The following is a 15058-nucleotide window of genomic DNA, read 5'->3' on the forward strand; positions in this document are numbered from 1 at the left end:
TCGGGCATCGAAAACCCGCTGTTCTTCAAAGAAAACACCCGCATGTTCTATGGCGATGCAAAGGCAAGCCTCGACAAACTACTGCCTATGATCGAATAAGCCGGGTCATGATAACTATCGTAAAGGCGCCCCAGTGGGCGCCTTTTCTGTTTTTGGTGTATCCTGAATTGAAAAGGAGGTGCCCGATGGAAAAAGTGAACGGCATAGGCGGCGTGTTCTTTCGCGCTCGTGATCCCGAGGCCTTGAGCGCGTGGTATGAAAAGCATCTGGGTGTAAATCACTATATCCCGGAGCCATGGAAACAGCGCGAGGGTTACACAGTCTTCGCCCCCTTTGCGCAGGACACCGCGTACTTCGGAAGATCCGAGCAGCAGTGGATGATCAATTTTCGTGTCGATGATCTGGCCACCATGATTGCGCAGCTTGAAGCCGCAGGGATCAAGGTTGAAACTAACGCAGAGTGGGACAGTGAGGTTGGCAAGTTCGCGCGCATCCATGACCCTGAGGGCAACCCGATCGAGCTGTGGCAGCCAAATCAATGAGATAGCGGGTTTGTATACCGTAGTATCCATGTAAGTATATGAAATAAAAAGAGAATTGATGAATTTTAAAGGTGTCGTATAGTGCCTCGGACGAAACGGAGCCCAAGATGACGCCGATAGATGACCATCCGCTGCGCTATGCGCTGGCTAATGAATTGCACGCCCGTCCGTTTCCGGTGGCGGCAATGCCCTGTACAGTGGTCTTTCTTGCGATCAAGAAATCTGTTGCCGCCGTCGCACGTGATCGCCGCGAAGATCTGGATCACCTGATCGATCTTCTCGACCGCCACGGTGCTCAGCACCCGCAGCCTGACGCCACGCACTATGCCGGACAAATCGGCCGCCATTGGTTGAAGTGGGAACAACATACCGAGTTCGTGACCTATACGGCCATCGCCCAGAACGTCAGCGAGCGTGCGTTCAACCCGGCTGATTTTGAGGTTTTTCCGCCCGACTGGTTGATGGCCAGCCCCGGTCAGAGGGTCACGTCGGCCATGGTGCGTGTTGTCGAACGCGAAGGCGACGAGGTGATCAAATCCAAGCTGCTGGATTGGTTCGAACCAGAAAGCCTGGCTGTTGCTCGGGTGCTGGATGACGCAGCTGTTTGCGCAAGTGATTTTCGTATCGATCCGGCAGGGCACATGCGGTTTGCGCTGTTTGTCGCGAATGGAACCGGTCGGCGCAGGACGGGACGGATCGTCCAGCGTTTGTGTGAGATCGAGACCTACAAGGCAATGTCTATGCTGGGTTTTGCACGGGTCAAACAACTAATGCCTCGTATCGGAAAGCTGGATGAAAAGCTGACGCGACTGATGGGGCAGATGACCGACAATTCTGCCCAGCCCGACGAGTTGCTTCAGGACTTGCTGTCGACCTCGATTGAACTGGAAACTTTGGCGGCGCAGTGTTCGTTCCGGTTCGGAGCCACGGGTGCTTATGAGGCCATCGTAAATCAGCGGATTGAGGTCCTGCGCGAAGAGCGTTTTGAAGGCGGTCAGAACTTTGCGGACTTTATGATGCGCCGATACGACCCGGCGATCCGTACGGTGAAATCCACGGAACGCCGCCTGCAAGCCCTGTCAGATAGGGCCATCCGTGCAGGGGAATTGCTGCGAACCCGTGTAGATGTTGAGCGAAGCGCACAGAACCAGGCCCTGTTGGAAAGCATGGATCGCCGCGCGGATCTGGCGCTGCGTCTGCAGCACACAGTCGAGGGGCTTTCCGTGGTCGCGATCAGCTATTACGCCGTATCGCTGGTCAGCTATCTGCTCTACCCCCTGACGGATACCGGGATCAGTAAAGGGATGTTAAGCGCAGCGGTGACGATTCCGGTTGTCTTGGCGGTATGGTTTGCCGTTCGTAGGATTCGAAAGCGGTTGGAGTAGATCCGTATTTGCCTTTGGACCAGCGAGTTGTACAACAAACGCGTTTGACACTTGGGTCGAGGAATTCTCTGTGATTGGAATCGTGTCGGCGTGGCGGGCCGTGGCCGCCATGTTCATATTGAATGGCGCATTGTTCGGCATCTGGGCATCGCGCATTCCAGCGGTCAGGGATAAACTGGACCTGACGCATGAGACACTGGGATATGGCCTGTTGTTCATGGCGGCGGGCGCGGTGTGTTCATTTCCGATCACAGGCCGGTTGACCGACAGGTTCGGCGCGGTGGTTCTGACGCGGTACATTGCCGTTCTCTATACGGTTTCGTTGATCCTTCTGGCCCTCGCGGGTAGCTTCTGGTCTCTTGCGGCTTTTTTGTTTGTATTCGGGGCTTTCCACGGCTCGATGGATGTGGCGATGAACGCCTGGGCGGCAGAGGTTGAGCAGGCGTACAAGAAGCCCGTGATGTCATCATTCCACGCGATGTGGAGCCTTGGGGCAGGGTTGGGCGCCCTCAGCGGATTTGCAGCGGTGCAGATGGGGCTGACAGTGATCCAACACTTTTTGCTGGCGGGCGGGATCGTCGTTGGGCTGGCATTGGCATTGTCATGGGTACGCTGGACATCGCGCCGCGCGGCCGTGTCCGGAGGCAAGGTTTTTGCTTTGCCTTCAGGCGCTTTGATCCTTGTGGGCTTCACCGCTCTGTGCGGAGCTTTGGGGGAAGGTGCAGTGGCGGATTGGAGTGCGATTTTCCTACGGGACGTGACCGACGCCGCCGAAAGCATTGCGGCATTGGGCTATGCAGTATTCTCGGTAGCCATGGTTGCTTTCCGCTTGGCAGGCGGGTTTGTCATTGCGCGGTTTGGACCGGTGGCAACAGCGCGATTTGGTGGGGCTTGCGCCGCTTTGGGTGTGTTCTGTGTTGTGTCCGCTGCCGAGGCAGGGCTGGCATTGGCAGGTTTTGCGATGATGGGGGTCGGATACGCGGTGATCATGCCGTTGGCGTTCAGCCGGGCGGCAAGTGATCCCAACGTACCGCCGGGGCAGGCGATCGCCAGCGTCGCCACGCTGGGGTACGGAGGCCTGTTGATTGGCCCGCCGCTTATTGGGTTTCTCGCAGAGATGCTTACATTGCGCGTAGCATTCACGGCGCTGTTGCCGCTGGCCGTATTCATTGTCCTGTTGGCGGGTTCGTTGCGACCTGCCGAAACAGATTGAAGTCATGGCGGGGTCATAGCGGTGCAGCAGGCCGGAAAACCAACAGTTAGGAGACCAACATGCCGATCAAAAACCGGTTCGCCGAGTTGCAGGGTGAAATCACCGAGTGGCGACGCGATATTCATGAAAACCCGGAAATCCTGTTCGAAACCCACCGCACCAGTGCCCTGGTCGCCGAAAGATTGCGAGACTTTGGCTGTGATGAAGTGGTGACAGGCATCGGCCGAACCGGAGTTGTCGGCGTGATACAGGGCAAGACGGACACCAGCGGCAAGGTGATCGGGTTGCGTGCAGACATGGATGCGCTGCCGATCCACGAAGCGACGGGGTTGGACTATGCCTCAAAAACCGATGGCGCGATGCACGCTTGCGGCCATGACGGGCATACGGCGATGCTGTTAGGGGCCGCGAAATACCTGTCCGAGACGCGCAATTTTGACGGCACTGTGATTGTGATCTTCCAACCAGCCGAAGAAGGCGGCGGCGGTGGGCGCGAGATGTGCGAAGACGGCATGATGGACCGCTGGGGCATTCAAGAGGTCTACGGCATGCACAATTGGCCCGGCCGCCCGGTGGGCAGCTTCGCCATTCGGCCTGGGGCCTTTTTTGCGGCTACAGATCAGTTCGACATCACTTTCGAAGGCAAAGGCGGGCACGCCGCCAAGCCTCATGAAACGGTCGACTCCACTGTGATGGCTGCTCAGGCTGTCTTGGCGCTGCAGACCATTGCATCGCGCAATGCTGACCCGATTGATCGTCTTGTGGTTTCGGTCACGTCGTTTGAGACGTCGTCAAACGCGTTCAATGTGATCCCCCAATCGGTGAAGATCAAAGGGACCGTGCGCACGATGAGCAAGGATATGCGCGACTTGGCTGAAAAGCGCGTTCAGGAAATCTGCGCAGGTATCGCCACCACTTTTGGTGGTCAGGCCGATGTGACCTATTACCGGGGTTATCCGGTGATGGTAAACAGCGACGAGCAGACCGATTTTGCTGCGGATGTCGCGCGCTCGGTGTCTGGAAACTGTGACGAAGCGCCCTTGATCATGGGCGGTGAAGACTTTGCCTTTATGTTGGAAGAACGGCCCGGAGCGTACATCCTGGTTGGCAATGGCGATACAGCGGCTGTGCATCATCCCGAATATAATTTTAACGACGAGGCGATTCCGGCTGGATGCAGCTGGTGGGCCGGGATCGTAGAACAACGGATGCCCGCAGCCTGATGTAGGCGTAAGGAAGCGAGGGGCCAGCCCCTCGCGCTCCCCGGGATATTTATGGCAGATGAAAGTGGACCCTTGCTGCGTCAGGCGAGGCTGAGTGTCTCGCACAAGGTGTTGATCACATCGCCCAACGCGGATTTCTGGAGATTTACGCAGGATTTCGCGCCAGCCTGCGCTTTGTCCAGCGCGGTGTCGTCTGACAACAAATTTGCAACGGCATCCGCGAGTTGCGGGGCGGAGTTGACCTCGGCCGCGCCACCGCTTTCGATCAGTGGCGCGAAGGTTTCAGAAAAATTGAAGTACCCCGGACCAGTGATCACAGCGGCACCGGCCTGTGCGGGCTCAAACGGGTTGTGACCGCCGATTTCCTTGAGCGAGCCGCCCAGGAACACGATTGGGCACAATGCGTACCATGTGCCGGTTTCGCCCAGTGTGTCAGCGACGTAAACTTGAGTCTGCGGCGCGATCTTGTCGCCCTTGGTGCGGAAGGCGGCGGACTGCCCGGCGGACTCGAGAAGATCTGCAACCTCTGACCGTCGTTCGGGGTGCCGGGGGATCAGCAGAAGCAGCAGATGGGGCCAGCGTTGCAACAGCTTGGCATGCGCGGCCAGAACCGTTTCTTCCTCACCTGCATGGGTCGAACTGGCGATCCAGACCGGGCGGTCGGCGATTTGAGCGCGGATATCGCTCAGCGTGGTCTGATCGACCGGCAGCGGATCCGACATGGCTTTGAGGTTGGTGCCGGGCTGTACCCGATCGGGGCGTGCGCCCATGTCGATAAGATTTGCCGCAGTCTTGTCATTCTGGGTTAGGAACAGTGTGAAATGGTCCAGAATAAATCGCGCGGTTTGGGGTCGCTTCTTCCATCCATCGACCGAGCGATCCGATAGGCGCGCGTTGAGCAGCGCCAGCGGAACCTCGCGCCGAGATGCTTCGACAATCAGGCGTGGCCAGATTTCACTTTCGACGAAGACGCCGGCGTCAGGGCGCCAGTGATCCAAAAAACGCTTCACCGGTCCGGCTGTGTCTAGTGGTGGGAATTGATGGCGTGCGCGCGGTGGCATTCGTTTTTCGATCAGCGCGGCCGAAGTTGGGGTTCCGGAGGTAATCAGAAACTCAGCCTGGGGCAGGCCTTCGCCCAGACGTTTGATGAGGCTGATGACCGACAGAGTTTCGCCAACGCTGGCGGCGTGGAACCAGATCAGCTGCCCATCCGGGCGGGTTTGCGTGGCGTGGCCAAGGCGTTCCTGCTGGCGCGTTTCGGGAACGCCCGCCGTCTGCAGCTTTTTGCGAACCGTGCGCCATGCCAGCGGGGCCGCAACGGAAGTCAGGCCGCAATACAGCTTGTACAGCAGCGTTGGCTGGTCGGGGTTGTTTGGCACTTTAGCCGCCCGTGTGGCTCATGTGGCGGCTCATCTGGCCGTCGACGGCCTGACGGGAATAGTCGAAATCATGCCCTTTGGGCTTGAGGGTGATCGCGGACCTGATTGCCTCTTCCAATGATTTATCACTGTCGGGATGATCGCGCAGCGGGGCGCGCAGGTCGGCCATATCCTCTTGCCCAAGGCACATGTACAGCTCACCGGTGCAGGTCAGGCGCACGCGGTTGCAACTTTCGCAGAAGTTATGCGACAGCGGAGTGATAAAGCCGATTTTCTGGCCCGTATCCTCAAGCCGTACATAACGCGCAGGTCCACCAGTCCGTTCGGCCAGATCCGTGACGGAATAGTGTTTTTCATATTCCTTGCGCACATCTTCAAGAGACCAGTACTGGTCCAGGCGGTCTTCGTTTCCGATATCGCCCATGGGCATGACCTCAATCCAGGTCAGATCCATGTCACGCTCGGCACACCATTCAGTGATCTTTGGCAACTCGGGTTCATTGAACCCTTTCAAGGCGACCGCATTGATCTTGACCCGGAGACCGGCTTTCTGCGCGGCGTCGATCCCGTTCAGCACCTGTTTGAGCCGTCCCCAGCGGGTGACCTTGGCAAATTTATCCTCGTCCAGCGTATCCAGCGATACGTTCACGCGACGCACACCTGCGGCGTACAGATCATCGGCAAATCGGTGCAGTTGCGAACCATTGGTGGTTAGCGTCAGCTCTTTCAGTGCGCCGCTGTCCAGATGTCGGGTCATCGAATTGAAAAATGTCATGATATTGCGGCGCACCAGAGGCTCACCGCCGGTGATGCGCAACTTTTCAACACCCATGTTCACAAAGGTCGAGCACATGCGGTCAAGCTCTTCCAGCGTCAGCAGGTCTTTCTTGGGCAGAAAGGTCATGTCCTCGGACATGCAATAGACACAGCGGAAATCGCAGCGATCCGTAACGGATACGCGGAGATAGGTGATGGCACGTGCGAACGGGTCGATAAGCGGAGCTGTCATGCGACATAGGTAAAGCTGCAACCGCCCTGCGACAAGGGCGAACTGCGCTTTGCGCTGGAACAGATGCGCGCAGGGCGATAGGTTTGCGTCATGAGATATGCGCTTTTGGCTTTTTGTGTTCTGGTGGCGGGATGTGACACCGTGCGGTCGACCACCGATCGTGTCTTTGGTGGTGACAAGCCCCCCGAAGAAGCAGAACCAGCCGTTGTAGAAGAGGTGGTCGAGCCGCAACCCGTTGCCGTTGCCGCCACTGGTTGGCTCGGTCCAAAAACCACGATTGCCGGTCTGGGAGATCCCACAACACCTGGTCGATGGCTGGAAACGTCTTTGGTGGAGACTGAATTCACCGGGCGCGTGGTTGTGCCGCGGACAGGCGCGCAGGCCTATATCACGCTGATTCCGGCATCCGGGCCAGCCGGGGGCGGCAGCCGCCTTTCGCTGGATGCGATGCGGGCACTGCTGTTGCCATTCGATGAATTGGTTGAATTGGAAGTTTATTCCAACTGACCTTTCAGATATTTGCCAGCCTCTTTTCGTGCGAACGGTTTCATCGCATCTCCATGTGCCTTCAGAAAGGCAATGACGCGGTCCGGGTCGTGCTTGGACAGCTCCCGCAGCCACCACGCAACAGACTTTTGAATGAACCAGTCGCGATCGGGCACATAGCCTGCAGCCCAACCCAGAATGCGGTCTCGGCGTTGCAGGTCTACCGGTTTGGGGTGGTTCTGCTTGGTCCAGGGCAGGGTCGCCACCAGCGCCGCGCGCCTGGTCCACATGTGGTCCGATTCTGTCCAGCTTTCCACCTGATCCAGCCGCGAAGGGTCGGCTGACAGGCGCTTTTGCATCGCCATGCAGGCGTGATCCGCCACGGCCCAGGCATCAAAATCCGGCAACCAGCTTTGCAGCAGGTCCCAAACGGCATCATCCGGTCGGATGCGCGCCTGTGTCAGCAGTTTTGCGGCGGCAAGACGTCCTTCGTGAATATTGGTTTGCCACAGCGCATCTGCGAGTTCGACGCGCGCTGCCACATCCAACTCCTGTCGCCAGGTTTTGGTCAGATCATTCAGGATCGGGTTTGCCACGCCCAGATGGGGGCGGTCGGCCTTGTGATAGGCCGCCATTTGTTCGGCGCGCTCGGGATCGGAATGGGCTTTGATCTGGTCCAGATAGGCTTCAATCATCAATAAACTCAGGGTCGGGTGCGCGTGGGTTTGCCATCAATGGTCTGATGGTTCTTTTCAACCCAGTAGGATTGGATCTGCTCGTCGGACTTGCCATCGACCCATTTCTGCATCGTGTCGCGTTCGGACTGATATTCCATGAACGGCACGGCATAGCCGCACGAAGTCTGGACCACATCGATATCCAGATCATAGATCTGACGCGCACTACGGTGATCGGGGAACAGGCCAGCCAATTCATCCCAGCCCTCATCCCCCACATGCAGCGTGCGCGCGGTGCCATACGTTCTCAGGATCATGGGGCGGGTCGTGAACGAACACCACATCAGCGTCATGCGGTTCGCTTCAAGCAGATGACCGGCGGTTTCGTTGCCGCTGCCGGTTAAGTTCATCCAGGCAATCCGGTTCGGGCCAAGAACGCGTAGCGAATCCATACCCTTGGGCGAGATGTTGACCCGTCCGTCGGGTGCCGCAGTGCCGACGAAGAACATGTGCTGTTCTTCGATGAATTTACGCTGCCCGTCGTCCAGTTCCGGAAATTGCTTGGCCATGTCTCACTCCACTGTAACCGATTTTGCCAGGTTGCGCGGCTGGTCTACATCCGTGCCTTTGGCCACCGCCGTGTGATAGGCCAGCAGTTGTGCAGGCACCGAGTAGAGGATCGGCGCCAGGCTGGGGTGGACATGCGGCATCCGGATGATGCTCCAGACGCCATCTTCAGCCTCGGCAATCCCGTCATCGTCCGAGACTAGAATAACCTTACCCTTGCGCGCCATCACCTCTTGCATGTTCGACACCGTTTTGTCGAACACGGCGTCGCGCGGGGCCATGACCACCACAGGCATATTCTTGTCGATCAGGGCGATTGGTCCGTGCTTCAGCTCACCCGAAGCATAACCTTCGGCGTGGATATAGCTGATTTCCTTGAGCTTCAGCGCCCCCTCCATCGCCAGCGGATACATCAGGCCGCGACCCAGGAACAGAACGTCGCGGGCTTCGGACAGGCGCTGTGCGGACGTCTTGATGGCCGGATTCTGATCCAGCGCTGCATTCATCACCGTTGGCAGGCCGCGTAGCGCAGCATAGTGGTCGGCCAGCTCGTCGTCGGTTAGCGTACCACGATCCGCAGCCGCCTTGAGCGCCATCATCAGCAGAACGCTCAGTTGACACGTGAACGCCTTGGTCGAAGCCACGCCGATCTCAACGCCCGCATGGATGGGCAGGGCGATATCGCTTTCACGGGCGATCGAACTTTCGGGGACGTTGACGACCGAGACGATCTTGTCCGCCTTGCCTTCGCAATAGCGCAGTGCCGCCAGAGTGTCGGCAGTTTCACCCGACTGGCTCACGAACAGCGCCATCGTGCGCCCCGTGATCGGAGGTTCGCGATAGCGAAACTCGCTGGCGATATCGACCTCGACGGGCATTTGGGCCAATTGCTCGAACCAGTACTTCGCCGTCAGGCAGGCGTAAAATGCCGTGCCACAGGCCACCATGGTCAACCGATCCAGTTTGGCGAAATCCAGATCGGTGTCAGGCAGCACCACCTGATCGCCGTTACCGGGCAAATAAGACTGGATCGCGTCAGCAATCACCACGGGTTGTTCGGCGATTTCCTTGGCCATGTAGTGCTTGTGGCCATTCTTGCCGGTTCGCGTATGATCCAGCTTGATCCGACGCGTTTCGCGGTTCGCCAATTCACCATCTTCGTTGCGAATCTCCAGAGAGGTCCGGGTCAGTATTGCTCGGTCGCCCTCTTCAAGATAGGTGATACGGTCGGTCAGTGGGGCCAGTGCGATGGCGTCTGAACCCACATACATCTCGCCATCTCCGTGCCCGATGGCCAGTGGAGATCCTTTGCGCGCGGCGATAATCAGGTCGTCCTCTCCATCGAAAAGGAACGCCAATGCAAACGCGCCCTCAAGTCGGTCGATCGTCTTAAACGCGGCTTGAATCGGTGAGAGGCCGGTCTTCAGATAATGCTTGGTCAATAGAGCGACGGTTTCGGTATCGGTTTCTGTTGAAAAATCGATCCCATGTTCCGCCAGTTCTGCGCGCAGCTCACGATAGTTCTCGACGATACCGTTATGCACAACCGCCACTGGGCCGGCCTTGTGCGGATGCGCGTTGGTCACCGATGGTGCGCCATGGGTGGCCCAGCGGGTGTGACCGATACCGGATTTTCCGGGCAGGGGGTCGTGCACCAGCAGATCGCTCAGGTTGACCAGCTTGCCTACCGCACGACGACGACCAAGCGTGCCAGCATTGACCGTGGCAATCCCGGCACTGTCATAACCACGATACTCAAGCCGTTTTAGTGCTTCGACCAAAGTTGGCGCGGCCTCATGCTCACCCAGTACACCTACAATTCCACACATAGATCAGGCTCCTCTGTCGCGGCGTGCCTTCTTCGCCGCCAACATCTCAAATAGTTTGCGCGCATAGCCGGGCTTGTTCTCCTGCTTGGCGCGCGCCACGGCCAGCGCATCCGGTTCCACGTCACGCGTGACCACCGTACCCGTCGCGGTCATCGCGCCGTCACCCACTGAAACGGGGGCAACAAGCATGGTGTTGGAGCCGATAAAGACGTTCTGCCCGATGGTCGTCTGGTGTTTCATGACGCCGTCATAATTGCAGGTGATCGTCCCCGCGCCGATATTGGTTGCTTCACCGACCGAGGCGTCGCCGATATAGCTGAGGTGGTTGACCTTTACACCTTCGGCGATCTGGGCATTCTTGACCTCAACGAAATTGCCGATACGCGTGTGTTCAGCCAGTTCCGTACCGGGGCGCAGGCGGGCATAGGGGCCAACGATGGCACCGCGGCTAACATGGCAGCCTTCCAGATGTGAGAACGCCCGGATCGTCGCGCCGCTTTCGACGGAAACACCGGGGCCAAAGACGACGTTGGGTTCAATCACCGTGTCCCGGCCTACGATCGTGTCAGCTGACAAATAAACCGTTTCGGGGGCCATCAGCGTCACGCCCAAAGCCAACAACTCGTTACGCGCACGGGTCTGAAACTCGGCATCGGCCGCCGCCAGATCGGCCCGAGAGTCCACGCCCAGCGTTTCAGCCTCATCGCATTTGATCGCTGTCGCCGACAGACCGCGCGCATTTGCCAGTGCCACGATTTCGGTCAGGTAATATTCGCCCGAGGCGTTGTCATTGCTGACCGCGTCAATCAATTCGAACAGCAGTTTTGCGTTGCAGGCCAATAGTCCGCTGTTGGTAAAGCGAATGGCGCGCTGTTCTTCGGTTGCGTCTTTGTATTCAACGATTTCGACCAGTTTTTCGCCATCCATGATCAACCGGCCATAGCGGGGCTGAACTTCGGCAATATCAAAGCCCAGCATGACCAGATCAAAGGATGTGCGCGCCTCAATCATACGCTCCAGTGTTCTGGGGTCGATAAAGGGTGTGTCGCCGTAAAGGACGATGACATCGCCATCGAAACCGTCTAGAGCATCCCGCGCCTGTGCAACCGCATGCGCTGTTCCAAGCTGTTCTTCCTGAACGGCGATCTGTGCCGTTTCATCCTCGGATTCGGCGGCTTTAGCAACCTCATCAGAGCCGTGACCAGTGACAATAACGGTTCGATCGGGTGATAGCACCGCACCGGCGCGCATCGCGTGTACCAACATCGGCGTTTGGGCAATAGGGTGCAAAACTTTTGGGGTATCCGAATTCATCCTGGTGCCTTTTCCGGCGGCAAGGATAACAAGGGCGATGGTCATAAAAACGATTTCTCTTTGTGTTTTGTTGCGACCCGTTTTATCCGCTGAGTTCAAAGGCGCAAGCGGTTCGGGCATCAAACAAGATTGCCGTTTGCAACACTTATGGCGAAGACTCGCCGAATTAGGGGGCATTATGCGTACGGTTATCTTCGATCTGGACGGGACCTTGGCCGATACATCGGGCGATTTGCTGGCCGCCGCCAACCACTGTTTTCGGCATATGGGGCATGGGGATGTGTTGGTTCACGGCGAAGATGCGGGCGTTGCGCTGCGCGGTGGCCGAATGATGCTGACCCATGGGTTGAAACGGGTGGGCGCTTATGACGATGCAACGGTTCAAGACTACTACCCGATGCTGCTTGAAGCGTATTCCGACGATATCGACACGCATACCCATTTCTACCCTGGCGCGCTGGACGCAGTGGGATTGTTGAAGTCCGCAGGTTACGGGGTTGGCATCTGTACCAATAAGCCTGAAGCCTTGGCCCATCAGTTGCTCACGCAGATGGGAGTGCGTGACCTGTTTGCCTCTTTAGTTGGTGCAGACACGCTGTCGGTGCGCAAGCCTGATCCGGAACCGCTGCGTGAAGCTGCACGCCGGGCGGGTGGTCATCCTGATTTATGTGTTCTGATTGGCGATTCCGACACTGACCGAAACACGGCCCGCGCCGCGGGTGTGCCGTTGGTATTGGTTACCTTCGGCCCGTCCGGCGATGATATGGCCGCGCTGGAACCCGAAGCTCTGCTGCACCATTTCCATGATTTACCAGAATTGGTTGCAGAGTTGATTGGTGCGGCCGCGTAATCCCTTGACCCGAACGTTTTGCAGGACCAGAACACTCTTATGACCGAGATATTCACTGGCAGCTTCACACAGCAGGAACCCATTCCAGAAGAGGCGGTTGAGGCCGCGCTGGCGGTACTGCGCCACGGGCGTCTGCATCGTTATAACGTCGTACCTGGCGAATTGGGCGAAACCGCCCTGCTGGAACAGGAATTTGCCGCCCAGACAGGTGCCAAATACTGTCTGGCCGTGTCCTCGGGCGGCTATGCGATGGCAACGGCACTGAGGGCCGTGGGGGTCAACCCGGGGGACCCGGTGCTGACGAACACGTTCACTCTGGCACCTGTGCCCGGATCTATTGCTTCGGTCAGTGCGCGCCCCGTTTTTGTGGGTGTGACCGAAGACCTTACGATTGATCTGGGCGATCTCGAAACCAAGCTGGATCAGGCCCGCGTTTTGATGCTGAGCCATATGCGTGGTCATCTGTGTGACATGGATCGGCTGATGCAGATGTGCGATGCCGCAGGTGTCACGGTGATCGAGGATTGCGCCCACACAATGGGCGCTGCGTGGCATGGGCAGGTTTCGGGCCGACAAGGCGCGATTGGCTGCTATTCCTGCCAGACCTACAAACACGTCAATTCGGGCGAGGGCGGCTTGCTTATCACCGATGATGAGGAACTGGCGGCAAAGGCAACGATGCTGTCGGGGTCCTACATGCTGTACGAACGCCACCTTGCGGCACCGGGGCCAGAGGTGTTTGAGCGGATCAAGTATCATACCCCCAATGTCTCGGGGCGAATGGATAATCTGCGGGCCGCAATCCTGCGCCCGCAATTGCGCGATCTGGATCGGCAGATCGAACGCTGGAACGAACGCTATTTCGAAATCGAAAAAGGCCTGCGCGAGACGCCAGGTCTGAGCGTTGTCGACCGGCCAGAGGCCGAGACATTTGTCGGTTCCTCGATCCAGTTCCTGTTGCTCGATTGGTCGGCGGAGCGGGTAAACGAGGTTATCCAGCGCTGCGCGGCCCGGGGGGTCGAGCTTAAGTGGTTCGGCGGGGCCGAGCCGAACGGCTTTACATCGCGCTATGACAGCTGGCGATATGCCGACAGCGCGCCGATGCCAAAAAGTGATCGAATCCTCGCCGGGATCGTCGACATGCGCGTTCCCTTAACCTTTTCGCTTGATGATTGCGCGCTGATCGCACGGATCATTCGGGCAGAGGTGAGCGCAGTGTATCAGTCGTAATCCAATCGAGTGCGCGTGACGCGCACGCTTTATTTGTATGAAACTGCCGCCCCGATCAGGGCGGCGGTTTGTTTTTGGGATGCCGTCGTTGACCCAATTCAGATTCGCTGCTATTTATTGAACAACTGTTCATTAATGCGAAAGAGGAGATCGCTTATGTTCACGGCGGCCATGCAATTTGATCTGGGCGAGGACGTGAATGCCCTGCGTGAAATGGTACACCGGTGGGCGCAGGAGCGGGTCAAGCCGATGGCGGGTGAAATCGATGCCTCGAACGCATTTCCAAACGAGCTTTGGAAAGAGATGGGCGATCTGGGTTTGCTCGGCATCACTGTATCCGAGGAATACGGTGGGGCAGGGATGTCCTATTTGGCCCACACTGTAGCTGTGGAAGAGGTTGCGCGGGCATCGGCCTCGGTCTCTCTGTCTTATGGCGCGCATTCGAACCTGTGCGTCAATCAGATCAAGCTGAACGGTAATGACGAGCAAAAGGCGAAATACCTGCCGCGCCTGATCTCGGGCGAACATGTTGGTGCGTTGGCCATGTCCGAGGCTTCCGCCGGATCCGATGTTGTGTCGATGAAGTTGCGTGCGGAAAAACGCAATGATCACTACCGGCTGAACGGCAACAAATACTGGATCACCAACGGGCCGGACGCGGATACGCTGGTCGTATATGCCAAGACCAACCCGGAGGCCGGATCGAAGGGCATCACCGCGTTTCTGATTGAGAAAGAGATGAAGGGCTTCTCGACTTCGCCCCATTTCGACAAGTTGGGGATGCGCGGTTCGAACACGGCCGAGCTGATCTTTGAAGATGTCGAGGTGCCGTTCGAAAACGTTTTGGGCGAAGAAGGTAAGGGCGTTGCGGTTCTGATGTCCGGGCTGGATTACGAACGTGTGGTTCTGGCCGGAATTGGAACCGGCATCATGGCGGCCTGTCTGGATGAGATCATGCCCTATCTGGCAGAGCGTAAGCAGTTCGGCAAACCGATCGGCAGCTTTCAACTGATGCAGGGCAAGATCGCCGATATGTACACCGCTATGAATTCCGCACGGGCCTATGTCTATGAGGTCGCCAAGGCTTGTGACCGGGGGGATGTAACCCGTCAGGATGCGGCTGCGTGCTGTCTTTATGCTTCAGAACAGGGCATGTCGCAGGCGCATCAGGCTGTTCAGGCGATGGGTGGGGCAGGGTTCCTGTCTGACTCGGCGGTCAGCCGGATTTTCCGCGATGCCAAGCTGATGGAGATTGGCGCGGGCACTAGCGAAATCCGCCGGATGCTGATCGGGCGGGAACTGATGAACGAGATGCGCTGAGAGAAGAAAACGCTTCGCAGACGAGGGAACTGCG

The 15058-nt window shown here is 57.9% G+C and carries 14 protein-coding genes; 8 read left to right on the forward strand and 6 right to left on the reverse strand.

Annotation, left to right across the window (positions count from 1 at the left end; all coding sequences use genetic code 11):
- The first annotated feature begins 185 nt into the window (after positions 1-185).
- The 4 genes from QMP16_RS21045 (at position 186) to QMP16_RS21060 (ending at position 4363) form a co-directional block, all read left to right on the forward strand.
- Complete coding sequence (locus tag QMP16_RS21045) at positions 186-542, forward strand: VOC family protein (protein ID WP_282119160.1); 357 nt, start codon at positions 186-188, stop codon at positions 540-542.
- A gap of 107 nt (positions 543-649) precedes the next feature.
- Positions 650-1927, forward strand: coding sequence for a DUF3422 family protein (locus QMP16_RS21050; RefSeq protein WP_282153988.1), 1278 nt, complete (start codon positions 650-652; stop codon positions 1925-1927).
- A 70-nt stretch (positions 1928-1997) separates the two neighbouring features.
- Positions 1998-3140 (forward strand): MFS transporter, encoded by a 1143-nt coding sequence (locus QMP16_RS21055; protein ID WP_282153989.1) that lies wholly within the window; start codon positions 1998-2000, stop codon positions 3138-3140.
- 59 nt (positions 3141-3199) lie between these two features.
- Entirely contained in the window at positions 3200-4363 is a 1164-nt protein-coding gene (locus QMP16_RS21060; RefSeq protein ID WP_282119162.1) for a M20 aminoacylase family protein, read from the forward strand.
- A gap of 80 nt (positions 4364-4443) precedes the next feature.
- Here the strand turns inward: QMP16_RS21060 and QMP16_RS21065 are convergent, their stop codons facing one another.
- On the reverse strand, positions 4444-5742 hold the full coding sequence (locus QMP16_RS21065) for a 3-deoxy-D-manno-octulosonic acid transferase (protein WP_282153990.1): 1299 nt from the start codon (positions 5740-5742) through the stop codon (positions 4444-4446).
- 1 nt (position 5743) lies between these two features.
- The gene (gene moaA, locus QMP16_RS21070; RefSeq protein ID WP_058274374.1) at positions 5744-6751 is read right to left on the reverse strand and encodes a GTP 3',8-cyclase MoaA; all 1008 of its coding nucleotides are present in this window, start codon (positions 6749-6751) and stop codon (positions 5744-5746) included.
- Positions 6752-6841: 90 nt separating this feature from the next.
- Here moaA and QMP16_RS21075 point away from each other — a divergent pair, with 90 nt between their 5' ends.
- Positions 6842-7258, forward strand: a complete 417-nt coding sequence (locus QMP16_RS21075; protein ID WP_058274375.1) for a hypothetical protein — start codon at positions 6842-6844, stop codon at positions 7256-7258.
- On the opposite strand, the gene QMP16_RS21080 is transcribed toward QMP16_RS21075, so the two are convergent.
- The 4 genes from QMP16_RS21080 to glmU are packed head-to-tail and all read right to left on the reverse strand — an operon-like array spanning position 7246 to position 11669.
- Positions 7246-7932: a DNA alkylation repair protein gene (locus QMP16_RS21080; protein WP_282153991.1), complete on the reverse strand. Its 687-nt coding sequence runs from the start codon at positions 7930-7932 to the stop codon at positions 7246-7248. The two genes, QMP16_RS21075 and QMP16_RS21080, sit on opposite strands and share 13 nt — an antisense overlap.
- An 8-nt stretch (positions 7933-7940) precedes the next feature.
- The gene (locus QMP16_RS21085) at positions 7941-8483 is read right to left on the reverse strand and encodes a pyridoxamine 5'-phosphate oxidase family protein (RefSeq protein WP_282153992.1); all 543 of its coding nucleotides are present in this window, start codon (positions 8481-8483) and stop codon (positions 7941-7943) included.
- A gap of 3 nt (positions 8484-8486) precedes the next feature.
- Positions 8487-10310 (reverse strand): glutamine--fructose-6-phosphate transaminase (isomerizing), encoded by a 1824-nt coding sequence (gene glmS, locus QMP16_RS21090; protein ID WP_282153993.1) that lies wholly within the window; start codon positions 10308-10310, stop codon positions 8487-8489.
- Positions 10311-10313: 3 nt separating this feature from the next.
- Entirely contained in the window at positions 10314-11669 is a 1356-nt protein-coding gene (glmU, locus tag QMP16_RS21095; RefSeq protein WP_282153994.1) for a bifunctional UDP-N-acetylglucosamine diphosphorylase/glucosamine-1-phosphate N-acetyltransferase GlmU, read from the reverse strand.
- Between the two features lie 133 nt (positions 11670-11802).
- Here glmU and QMP16_RS21100 point away from each other — a divergent pair, with 133 nt between their 5' ends.
- From QMP16_RS21100 to QMP16_RS21110, 3 genes are all read left to right on the forward strand, one after another.
- The gene (locus QMP16_RS21100; protein ID WP_282153995.1) at positions 11803-12474 is read left to right on the forward strand and encodes an HAD-IA family hydrolase; all 672 of its coding nucleotides are present in this window, start codon (positions 11803-11805) and stop codon (positions 12472-12474) included.
- A 39-nt stretch (positions 12475-12513) separates the two neighbouring features.
- Entirely contained in the window at positions 12514-13704 is a 1191-nt protein-coding gene (locus QMP16_RS21105) for a DegT/DnrJ/EryC1/StrS family aminotransferase (RefSeq protein ID WP_282153996.1), read from the forward strand.
- A gap of 156 nt (positions 13705-13860) precedes the next feature.
- Positions 13861-15024 (forward strand): isovaleryl-CoA dehydrogenase, encoded by a 1164-nt coding sequence (locus QMP16_RS21110; RefSeq protein WP_282153997.1) that lies wholly within the window; start codon positions 13861-13863, stop codon positions 15022-15024.
- Positions 15025-15058: the final 34 nt, after the last annotated feature.

The organism is Ruegeria atlantica, assembly GCF_947495585.1.
Lineage (GTDB): Bacteria > Pseudomonadota > Alphaproteobacteria > Rhodobacterales > Rhodobacteraceae > Ruegeria > Ruegeria atlantica_G.